Genomic DNA, 8,025 nt, shown 5'->3' with positions numbered 1-8,025 from the left:
AGTGACGCGCCACCCGGTAGCCTGCCTTCTCGAGCAAGGCCGCCCGTGCGGTCTCGCCCTGCGTCACGAAGGCGTGGTGGGCATGGGCCCGTGCCTGCGGGTGCGCACGCGCCATCTGCTGCTGGCGCGCGTCCATCCAGGCGTGCAGCGCCCGACCGATGCCGCGCCGGCGCCACTGGGGCGCCATCACGCCGAACTGCGCGTAGAGATGGAGCTCGTCCGCCTGCACATAGGGCCAGCAGCGGACGTAGCCGGCGATCTCGCCACCCGCCTCGGCGATGCAGACGTCGCGCTCCGGCACGCAATCGACAAAGGATGCGTAGTTGCGCGCCATCTCCTCGACCGTGCGGAACCAGCTCGTCTGGTCTTCGGCGAAGCTGGCGTTGGCGCAGTTCACCATGGCCGGAAAGTCCTGCGGGCCGGCGAAGGGCCGCAGGCGGATGCCGGAGGGCAGGGAGAAGGTGCTGTTGGGCATGGCGGCGGGCGGAGGGGTGGCGGCCCTGTCAGGCCGGTACGGCGCAGCACGGGGGCCGCACAGTATGTGCGCCCGCACCTGCGTCCCAGCCAAAGGCGTGGGGGGCGGCGATGAAGAGGACCGGCGCGGCCGTCGATGAGTGCCGGGCGGGCTGTGCGCGCCGCGGTCGGCCGCCTGAGCCTCAGCCGTCCGCGTTCTCGACCGGGTCGGGCGCCGGCAGATGGATCATGCCGGTGCGGAAGTCGTACTCGAACACTTCGCCATAGCGGCCCCATTCGATGGCCTGGCGCAGCACCCGCAGGGCTTCGGAGTCTTCAAGGCTCTCGCGCAGCAGGTCGAGGAAATGCTCTTCGGAGATATGGCCCTGCGGATCCTGTTCCAGGCTGTGGCGGATGTGCGCCGCCAAGGGCACGCGCTCCAGCAGCTGCTGGCCGAACATGCGCTGGCGCCCTGCCCGCGCGCTGCCCGCGTAATGGCGGCCCAGCGGCGTGACCAGCAGGTCGCCTTCGGCCAGCCGGGCCAGGCCCAGCAGCGACAGGCCCTGGGTCAGCGGCAGCAGGTCGTGGTCGGTGAGCTCGGCCTCGTCGGCCAGGCGCGGAAGGTCGGCACGGCCCTGGAAGTCGTCTTCCACCAGCAGCTCCAGCAGGCCTTCCATGCGGGCCACGTCGGCCGAAGGCAGGCGCTCGGCCAGCACCGCATGCTTGGGGCCGTGCGGCGTGCCCGAGGCGCCGGCCGTCATCAGCGCATAGACCTGGTCGATCAGCATGCGCACCTCCACCGAGTCGCGGTCACGCGGGCGCGGCAGGCCGATGCGCAGCTCGGCCCGGACCCGACCGGGGTCGGCGGCGAAGACCAGCACGCGGTCGGCCATCAGCACCGCTTCCTCGATGTTGTGCGAGACGACCAGCATGGCCTGGGTGGGCATCTGCCCGCCTTCCCACAACGCCAGGATGTCGTCGCGCAGGCGCTCGCCGGTCAGCACGTCCAGGGCCGAGAAGGCCTCGTCCATGAGCAGCACGTCGGGCTCGACCACGAGGGCGCGCGCGATGCCCACGCGCTGGCGCATGCCGCCCGACAGCTCGCGCGGCAGCGCGCCCTCGAAGCCACCCAGGCCGATGAGCGCGATGGCCGCGGCGGCACGCCGGGCCCGCTCGGCCTGCGGCACGCCGCGCGCCTCCAGGCCCAGCTCCACGTTCTGCTGCACCGTCAGCCAGGGAAAGAGCGCGAAGGACTGGAACACCATCGCGATGCCGCGCGCCGGCCCATGCAGCGGCTGGCCGCGGTAGCGCACATCGCCCCGGTCGGCCGGCACCAGCCCGGCCAGGATGCGCAGCAGCGTGGACTTGCCCGAGCCCGACGGGCCCAGCAGGGCCACGATCTCGCCCGCGGCCAGGCGCAGGTCCACGTCCTGCAATACAGGCCGCGCCGTGCCGTCCGCCGCGCGGAAGCCCTTGCCGACGGCGTGGAGGTCGATGATGGTGTCGCGCTCGGTCATGGCCTCGCCCTCTCGATCAGAAATGCATTCTTTGTTCGGCGAGCTGGTACAGCCGCCGCCACACGAAGTGGTTGAGCCCCATGACGAACACGCACATCACGCCGATGCCCAGTGCGATGCGCGGGAAGTCGCCCGTCGCCGTCATCTGCGCGATGTAGCTGCCCAGACCGTGCGCCTGCAGCGTGGTGTCGCCCCAGCTCACGTACTCGGCCACGATGCTGGCGTTCCACGATCCGCCGCTGGCGGTGATGGCGCCTGTCACGAAGCTGGGAAACACGGCCGGCAGCAGATAGCGCTTCCAGCGCAGCCAGCCCGTGAGGCCCAGGTTGCGCGAGGCATGGCGCAGCTCGGTGGGCACGCTCGATGCCCCCGCGATCACGTTGAAGAGCAAGTACCACTGCGTCCCCAGCACCATCAATGGCGACAGCCATATGTCGGGGTTGAGCTTCCAGTGCACGATCAGCAGCACCGCCACCGGGAACATCAGGTTGGCCGGGAAGGCCGCGAGGAACTGCGCCACCGCCTGCAGCCGGTCGGACCAGCGCGGGTTCATGCCGATCCACACGCCCACCGGCACCCACACCACCGCGGCGATGGCAATGAGCACCAGCACCCGCACCAGCGTGTAGAGGCCCAGCAGGAAGACATGGCCCACCTCGCCCCAGCCCACCTCGCTGTGGATGAAACGCAGCAGCCAGACGATGGCCAGCAGCACCGCGCCCGACAGCAGCGCGTCGCCCGCGCGCTGTGCCAGCGGATTGGCGGGCCGCGGCCGGGCACGCACCGAGGTGCCGTCGAAGCGCCGCGGAAACCAGGCCAGCGTGCGCACGACGCGATGCGCCAGCCATTCGCCGGTGGCACGGGTCAGGTGGGTGCGGCGCAGCCAGTCCAGCAGCCACGAGCGGCTGGCCTCGCCGCTACCGCTTTCGTCGAAGCGGAACTTGTCGGCCCAGGCCACCAGCGGGCGGAAGAAGAGCTGGTCGTACAGCAGGATGCCGATCAGCATGCACAGGATGGCCCAGCCGATGGCGGGCAGGTCGCGCGCCTCGATGGCCATGGCGATGTACGAGCCCACGCCCGGCAGCTTGATGTTCTGGCCCGACACCGAGATGGCCTCGGAGGCCACCACGAAGAACCAGCCGCCGGACATGGACATCATCATGTTCCACAGCAGCCCGGGCATGGCGAAAGGCAGCTCCAGCCGCCAGAAGCGCTGCCAGCCCGACAGCTGGAACACCGCCGCCGCCTCGCCCAGCTCGGCCGGCACCGTGCGCAGCGACTGGTAAAGGCTGAAGGCCATGTTCCAGGCCTGCGAGGTGAAGATGGCGAAGATGGCCGCGAACTCCACGCCCAGCAGGTTGCCCGGGAAGAGCGCGATGAAGCCGGTGACGGTGATCGACAGGAAGCCCAGGATGGGAATGGACTGCAGCACGTCCAGCAGCGGCACCAGCAGCCGCTCGGCCAGCCGGTACTTGGCGGCCAGCACGGCGAAAGTACAGGCGAAGACCAGCGAGGCCCCCAGCGCGATGAACATGCGCAGTGTGGTGCGGAGAAGGTAGTACGGCAGCACGGCCGGATCCAGACTCAGCGGCAGCGGCTCGCCCACGGCATAGGGGCGCGCCATCTGAGAGGCGGCGAAGGCCAGGCCGAAGAGCACGGCCAGGATCAGCGGCAGCAGGGCCCAGTCCCAGCGGTTGCCCACGGCGCTGGAGACTTCGAGCGGCAGGAGTCGGCGGCGCATGGCGGATCGGTGCGTGGGCGAGCAGGCGGCAGGTTGGACGGACAGCGCCTGCGGCCACACGATGGGCCAAGGCAGTGACGGGGACGAAGGCGCGGTGCACCTCCATGCCGACAACGCACGAGGCCGGGTCGGCGTTGGCAGCCGAAGGCTGCCGGGCGGCCGCGGCCGACAAGGGCGGCGGGCGCGGCCGGCAGTCTAGGCGCCGACCTTGACTGGAACATGACGGCGCCGTTGAAGGGGCAAGGCGGGCAACGCCGCAGCACGCCTGCGGCCCGCCGCGCCCCCGGCTGACAGCGCGGCGCCCGCGGCGGTGTCAGGCTTGCGCCTGGTCACAACAACACCCCAGAACAACTGGACCGCCTGCCATGAACGCTTCCATCGACCCGGCCGGCCGCACCGCGCCCGCCTCCGCCACCCCGCTCCAGCCCGTGTACACCGCCGAGGAAAAGCGGCGCCGCATCTTCGCCATCGTCGGCGCCTCTTCGGGCAACCTGGTGGAATGGTTCGACTTCTACGTCTATGCCTTCTCGGCGCTGTACTTCGCCGGCGCCTTCTTCCCCAAGTCCGACCCGACCGTCCAGTTGCTCAACACGGCCGGGGTGTTCGCCGCGGGCTTCCTGATGCGGCCCATCGGTGGCTGGCTGTTCGGCCGCATTGCCGACCGGCGCGGGCGCAAGACCTCGATGCTGATCTCGGTCACCATGATGTGCGCCGGCTCACTGGTCATCGCCTTCCTGCCCACCTATGCGCAGATCGGCGCCTGGGCACCTGCTCTGCTGCTCGCCGCCCGGCTCTTCCAAGGACTCTCGGTGGGTGGCGAGTACGGCACCACCGCCACCTACATGAGCGAGGTGGCACTGCGCGGCCAGCGCGGCTTCTTCTCGTCCTTCCAGTACGTCACTCTGATCGGCGGCCAGCTGCTGGCGGTGCTCACCATCGTGATCCTGGAGACAATCTTCACCGAAGCCGAGCTGCGGGCCTGGGCCTGGCGCATCCCCTTCGTCGTCGGCGCCATCGCCGCGGTGGTGGCCATGCTGCTGCGCCGCTCGCTCACCGAAACGCAGGGCGCGCAGACACGCACGAACCAGGAGGCCGGCACGCTGGCCGGGCTGTTCCGCCACCACAAGGCCGCCTTCTTCACCGTGCTGGGCTACACGGCCGGCGGCTCGCTGATCTTCTACACCTTCACCACCTACATGCAGAAGTACCTGGTCAACACGGTGGGCCTGCCCATCAAGACGACCAGCTACGTGATGACGGGCGCCCTCTTCCTCTACATGTGCATGCAGCCGCTGTTCGGCATGCTGTCGGACCGCATCGGCCGGCGCAACAACATGCTGCTGTTCGGCGCGCTGGGCACGCTGTTCACGGTGCCGATCCTCACGGCGCTGCAGCACACGAGCAGCCCCTACGTGGCCTTCGTGCTGATCGTGGTGGCGCTGGCCATCGTGAGCTTCTACACCTCCATCAGCGGCATCGTGAAGGCGGAGATGTTCCCGCCCGAGGTGCGTGCCCTGGGCGTGGGTCTGGCGTACGCGGTGGGCAACGCCGTCTTTGGTGGCTCGGCCGAGTACGCCGCGCTCTGGGCCAAGTCGGCGGGCATCGAATCGAGCTTCTTCTGGTACGTGACCGTGATGATGGTCATCGCCTTCCTGGTGAGCCTGCGCCTGCCGCGTCAGGCGAGTTACCTGCACCACGACCACTGAGGGCAAGCGCGCCTTCTCACGCGCGAGCACGCCAAGCAAAAAGGCCCGCCATCGCTGGCGGGCCTTGTCGTTGGTGCGGGCGTTTGGCGATCAGTCCGCGTAGACGCCGGCTTCCTTGATCACGGGGCCGAAGCGGGCGACTTCAGCCTGCACGAACTTCTTGTGTTCGGCCGGGTCGCTGCGCTTGTCGCTCACCACCACGGCGCCCAGGGCTTCCTCGCGGCGGATGAAGTCCGGATCCTTCAGCGCGGTCTTGAGCGCGTCGTTGAGCTTCTTGAGCACCGGCGCTGGCGTGCCCTTGGGCGCGTACAGGCCATGCCAGATCGTCACCTGGAAGTTCTTCAGGCCCTGCTCGTCCAGCGTCGGGATGTCCTTGAGCGCCGGCGTGTTCACCCGCTTGAGCGTGGTCACGCCGTAGGCCTTCACCTTCTTGGCCTCGATCTGGCCCGTGGTGTTGGTCGTCTGGTCGCACAGCAGATCGATCTGCCCGCCCATCAGGTCGGCGATGGCCGGCGCGGTGCCCTTGTACGGCACGGTGGTCATCTCGGCCTTGATGGCGCTCTGGAACAGCAGGCCGCACAGGTGCGAAGCCGAGCCGATGCCGGCGTTGCCCAGGTTGACCTTGCCCTTGTGGGCGTTGATCCAGGTCTGCAGCTCCTTGAAGTTGTTGGCTTCGAGCTGCGGCTTGCCGATCAGCGTCATGGGCACGTCGTTGATCATGCCCAGGTACTCGAAATCGGTCTCCCAGTTGTAGCTGAGCTTGCGGTAGAGCACGGGCGTGGTGGCCATGCCGACGTGGGTGACCAGCAGGGTCAGGCCGTCGTTCTTGGCGCGGGCCACCTTGGCGTTGCCGATGGTGCTGCCGGCGCCGGCGGTGTTGTCCACCACGATGGTGGCGCCCAGGGCCTTCTGCATGGCCTCGGCGAGGTCGCGCGCCACCTTGTCGGTCGGGCCGCCGGCCGCGAAGGGCACGACGAAGGTGATGGTCTTGCCATCGGGAAAGTCGGCAGCCTGCGCACCTGCCGCGAAAGCGGTGGCTGCAGCGGCCAGGGCGGCCAGGCGGAAGTGAGGGGTCATGTCGGTCTCCGGATGTGAAAGGCAATGGGCGGCGGCGGCGATGGCATCGCCGTTGATGGCCCTCAGCGCAGCGGCACGCGCGCCTCGATGGGCTGGGGCCGCCAGTCGGGCTGCAGGTGGCAGCCCGGCTTGCCGGCCGTGCCATAGCGTGGCTCCAGCCGGCGGCAGGCCTCGGCCAGCCCGGCAGGCGTGGGCTTGTCGCCGCGGTCGATCCACGCGAGCAGCGCATCGAACAGGGCCGGGTATTCCGGGTCGCTCAGGTAGCTGTGCTCGCGCTCGTCGGCGAAGGTCTGCACCAGATTCCCTTCGGTGCCCGCGGCGGTGCGAATGCGGCGGTAGGCGTCCTCCAACTCGACGAAGGCCGTCGGGTCGTGGATGGCATGCATCGTCACCGTGGGCAGCGAGGTGCGGCCGGTGGGCAGGCTGTCCGCCGCCAGGGCGCCCTGGGCCTGAGGGTCGGCCGCATAGCGCAGCACGCCGGCGTTGAGCGCCTCGGCCTCGCCGGGCGGTGCGTCGTAGCGCACGCCGATGTTGCCGAAGGGGTTGCGGCCGCCCAGGCGTTTCTGCGTCAGGTCCTGGAACAGCCAGGTGGCCCAGTTGAGGTGGCCGACCAGCGTCCGCTCGGGGATCTTCACCGCGGTCAGGATGGTCTTGAGCCGCGCCGCCTGTTCGGGCGTGCGCTGCGCGGCGGGCAGGCCCACGCCGGTGCAGTCGCGCACACGCTCGGCCAGTTGCTGGCGCGTCAGCGTGGAACCGAGCGGCAGGCCCTGCCACAGCGGGTATTGCGGCTCCGACGGCAGCGGATGGTTGCGGCAGACCCACTGGTAGACCACCCGCAGGTCCAGCCGGAAGTCGTAGGCGGTGTTGCCGCCGCCCAGCACCCCGCTGGTGAGCACCAGGCCGTCGTAAGGGCTCTTGATGCCACCCAGGGGCGCGTACAGCTCTGCCGCCTTCGAGGCCACGCCACCGCCGTAGCTCTGCCCGTGCAGCAGCGTGCGACGGGGCTCACCGAAACGGGCGACGAAGATGCGGCGCAGCCGCTCGGTGTCCTCGGCCGCCATCGTCACGCCATAGCCGCCGCGTCGGTAGGTGGAGCCGGCCCAGGCATAGCCGGCCTTCACCGTGATGGCCCAGCGCGTCAGGTCCTCCTCGCTGCGCGCGAGCTTCGGGGGGCCGGTCTCGGGGCCGCCATGCGCATGCATCACCAGCACGCGGTTCCAGTCCTTGGGAATGGCGATCCAGTAGAAGGCGCCCGCGCCGTCGGCGCCGGTGTAGCAGCGCGCGTCCTGCGGCACGGCCTTGGGGCAGGTGGCGGGCGAGGGCCCACTGGCTGCGCCCGGGCGCATAGCGGCTTCCTCGGCATCGCCTGGTGCGGCCGGGGCGGCCATGGCGACCAGACCCGCGGTGCCGAGCGCTGCCAGCACCAGGGCCGGGCGGATGAGCGAGAGATGGGACATCAGTGACGGACTCCAAGTTCGAGCGCCGCATTCGCGCCCGGATCGGCGACAAAGGCGAAGACGCCGCTGTTGTA

The 8,025-nt window shown here is 69.8% G+C and carries 6 protein-coding genes; 1 reads left to right on the top strand and 5 read right to left on the bottom strand.

Translation table 11 applies throughout. From position 1 onward, the window contains the following. From QZ772_RS05880 to QZ772_RS05870, 3 genes are all read right to left on the bottom strand, one after another. A partial coding sequence (locus QZ772_RS05880; protein ID WP_295523989.1) for a GNAT family N-acetyltransferase occupies positions 1-475 on the bottom strand: 475 nt, incomplete at its 3' end. 181 nt (positions 476-656) lie between these two features. After that, positions 657-1,970, bottom strand: coding sequence for a nitrate/sulfonate/bicarbonate ABC transporter ATP-binding protein (locus QZ772_RS05875; protein WP_295523987.1), 1,314 nt, complete (start codon positions 1,968-1,970; stop codon positions 657-659). A 16-nt stretch (positions 1,971-1,986) separates the two neighbouring features. Then, positions 1,987-3,711 (bottom strand): ABC transporter permease subunit, encoded by a 1,725-nt coding sequence (locus QZ772_RS05870; RefSeq protein ID WP_295523986.1) that lies wholly within the window; start codon positions 3,709-3,711, stop codon positions 1,987-1,989. Between the two features lie 365 nt (positions 3,712-4,076). On the opposite strand from QZ772_RS05870, the gene QZ772_RS05865 reads away from it, so the two are divergent. Further along, positions 4,077-5,417, top strand: coding sequence for an MFS family transporter (locus QZ772_RS05865; protein WP_295523984.1), 1,341 nt, complete (start codon positions 4,077-4,079; stop codon positions 5,415-5,417). A 90-nt stretch (positions 5,418-5,507) separates the two neighbouring features. Here the strand turns inward: QZ772_RS05865 and QZ772_RS05860 are convergent, their stop codons facing one another. Both QZ772_RS05860 and QZ772_RS05855 read right to left on the bottom strand, forming a co-directional pair. Next, positions 5,508-6,494, bottom strand: coding sequence for a tripartite tricarboxylate transporter substrate-binding protein (locus QZ772_RS05860; protein WP_295523982.1), 987 nt, complete (start codon positions 6,492-6,494; stop codon positions 5,508-5,510). Between the two features lie 62 nt (positions 6,495-6,556). Further along, on the bottom strand, positions 6,557-7,951 hold the full coding sequence (locus QZ772_RS05855) for a hypothetical protein (protein ID WP_295523980.1): 1,395 nt from the start codon (positions 7,949-7,951) through the stop codon (positions 6,557-6,559). Positions 7,952-8,025 lie beyond the last annotated feature (74 nt).

Origin of the sequence: uncultured Pseudacidovorax sp. (assembly GCF_913773995.1) — a bacterium.
Lineage (GTDB): Bacteria > Pseudomonadota > Gammaproteobacteria > Burkholderiales > Burkholderiaceae_C > Xenophilus.
This window is presented reverse-complemented; position numbering and strand designations above follow the sequence as displayed.

What these genes read in the sequence shown, in the direction of transcription:
- QZ772_RS05875 (WP_295523987.1), bottom strand. Translation starts at nt 1,970, where the DNA reads ATGACCGAGCGCGACACCATCATCGACCTCCACGCCGTCGGCAAGGGC.
- QZ772_RS05870 (WP_295523986.1), bottom strand. Translation starts at nt 3,711, where the DNA reads ATGCGCCGCCGACTCCTGCCGCTCGAAGTCTCCAGCGCCGTGGGCAAC.
- QZ772_RS05865 (WP_295523984.1), top strand. Translation starts at nt 4,077, where the DNA reads ATGAACGCTTCCATCGACCCGGCCGGCCGCACCGCGCCCGCCTCCGCC.
- QZ772_RS05860 (WP_295523982.1), bottom strand. Translation starts at nt 6,494, where the DNA reads ATGACCCCTCACTTCCGCCTGGCCGCCCTGGCCGCTGCAGCCACCGCT.
- QZ772_RS05855 (WP_295523980.1), bottom strand. Translation starts at nt 7,951, where the DNA reads ATGTCCCATCTCTCGCTCATCCGCCCGGCCCTGGTGCTGGCAGCGCTC.